Origin of the sequence: Acidovorax soli (assembly GCF_900107605.1) — a bacterium.
Taxonomy (GTDB): domain Bacteria; phylum Pseudomonadota; class Gammaproteobacteria; order Burkholderiales; family Burkholderiaceae_C; genus Acidovorax; species Acidovorax soli.
On sequence record NZ_FNQJ01000079.1, the window covers coordinates 1 to 1956 of the forward strand.

At 54.9% G+C, this 1956-nt stretch carries 2 protein-coding genes and 1 pseudogene; all 3 read left to right on the top strand.

Annotated elements, in window-relative coordinates:
* The first annotated feature begins 417 nt into the window (after positions 1-417).
* Complete coding sequence (locus tag BLW02_RS19385; RefSeq protein ID WP_092701766.1) at positions 418-747, top strand: type II toxin-antitoxin system RelE/ParE family toxin; 330 nt, start codon at positions 418-420, stop codon at positions 745-747.
* Positions 713-1054 carry a helix-turn-helix domain-containing protein gene (locus tag BLW02_RS19390; RefSeq protein ID WP_092701763.1) on the top strand — a complete coding sequence of 114 codons (342 nt, stop codon included), beginning with the start codon at positions 713-715 and terminating at the stop codon, positions 1052-1054. Before BLW02_RS19385 ends, BLW02_RS19390 begins: the two co-directional genes overlap by 35 nt.
* A gap of 24 nt (positions 1055-1078) precedes the next feature.
* Positions 1079-1180: pseudogene (locus BLW02_RS20495) on the top strand (hypothetical protein); the annotation flags it as partial.
* Positions 1181-1956 lie beyond the last annotated feature (776 nt).

A 1956-nucleotide genomic window follows, 5' to 3' on the forward strand; every position in this document is an offset into this window, starting at 1 on the left:
AATCTTTCAACAACAGCCTGCCAGATTTTTTGCTCCCGATTTCAATAGTAATCAGCAGCTTAGCGCGGTCTGCTCTGAAGACCTTGAAAGGGGTGGGACTAAGAACTCCATTTTTCAGGGGCAAGGTCAGACATTACCGCTCTGGGATCGAAGGGCATCCTCGAATTCGCGTTTATGCGCGGCGATTGCCTGCCCCGGTCAAGGCGCCTTGGACTCTTGCTTGCCAGCGAGCTATGTCCACGCCACGCTGCGCTCAAGATCTCCGATCCAGGAGGCCATCCTGTGATTGGTAGCACAAAGGAAAACAACGAGCCACATGATCACGCGGCAGGCTGCACGGGGTGAGATCAGCGGCAAGGTACAAGTCTCTCTATAGTTTGCTTTGCGTTGTATACGTCAATGGCGTACAATTGACTGATGCACACAGTAGTTGAAACGCCCATTTTTCAGCGAACGTGGCCACACTACTGGACTGAAGAAGAGCGCGGTGAGTTTTGTGCATACATTGCCGATCATCCAGAGGCGGGAGATGTTGTCGCCCAATCTGGCGGTGTTCGCAAAGTCCGCTGGACCCGCGCAGGCTCAGGCAAATCTGGCGGCGTTCGGGTGATCTACTTCACTCGCACCGAGGTTGGAGAAATCGTTTTGTTGATCATGTACGCCAAGAGCAAGCTGGACACGCTCAAGGCATCCACCTTGAAGGAGTTACGCAATGCTGTCGAAAAAAGTCTCCAAGCCAATGACTGACGCCGAACTGGCGGCCTGGGAAGCGACACGCGATCTTGAGGCAGAACTGATCGAATCTGCGCATCAAATGGCAGAGGGCAAAACTACTGCCGCCTACTCCCCCGTGATCGCTGCCCGCAAGGGCTCAGGCCTCTCTCAATCTCAGTTCGCCGCATTGCTTGGCGTTTCCGTCAGGACACTGCAGGGCTGGGAGCAAGGGCGCCGCCAGCCTACTGGGGCAGCAAAGGCGCTCATCGCCATCGCTCAAAAGAGCCCGCAGATTCTTGCCGAGCTTGCCAACGACGAGCGGTTCAAGCAGGCGGCATGAACCAACCCTCTCGCGGCCTACGCCAGAGCCGTGGGCACGGCGTTGCCCAATGCACAGATCAGCTGCTACCGCTTCCATGTGATCGCCATGACCAGTGAGGTGATGGAGGTCTGTTACGACGTCTGAGCTGCTCGTCTTGCCCGGCACAGAAATGCCGTGTTAGCGCGGTGACGAATAGGGCCTCCGTGGCAGGATACTGAGAAGCTACTGGATCGATAGCTTCTCCAGCGGCCACATGACATTGAGTCGGAGCAAGCGGGCTAACCAGCCGGTAGGCATACCTGACGAAAGCGGTTCAAGCCGACGTTGATGCCTAAAGCCTTGGTGCATTGCAAGCCAGTGATTTACCCAATGGTCGCATTCTCAGAGTGCTGGCTCCTGGCCGTCGCGCGTATAATGGCAACTTGGTCGGGTTTGTTTGGTGTGCAGGCATTGGATGTCATGCGTTAAAGAGCACCAGTTAAGAGTGGAAGTGACAGATTAAAGTCTGGTTTGGGTAGTTGGAGTCGATTGAAACCATGTCTGGTTTGTCGCCTCATAACCCAAAGGTCGGAGGTTCAAATCCTTCTCGCGCAACCAATAAGCAAGCGGTTTCCGCTGACAGTAAACGCCCACTAACCAGTGGGCGTTTTTGTTTTGGCCCAGAAAATTCCGCAGAGTTTTTCCGCGGCCATTGGGTGTTGGCCCAGTTATGGCTGGGTATCCCTTTCGGGGGATTGGCAGGGATTGGAAGGCTGCGCTGACCCAATTTACCATTCAATTCGCAGATCGCATCTCCATCAATTGAAGTCCGACCCGTTTACACAAGGCGGATTCAAAAGTGAAGTGCAACACCTGCCAACCTGTAAGGTCAGCAGATGCACTCCTCCCCTTCGCAGTACCGCCAGCTCCAGCCTGAAGAC

Coding starts and splice junctions, on each gene's coding strand:
- BLW02_RS19390 (WP_092701763.1), top strand. CDS start 713: ATGCTGTCGAAAAAAGTCTCCAAGCCAATGACTGACGCCGAACTGGCG.
- BLW02_RS19385 (WP_092701766.1), top strand. CDS start 418: ATGCACACAGTAGTTGAAACGCCCATTTTTCAGCGAACGTGGCCACAC.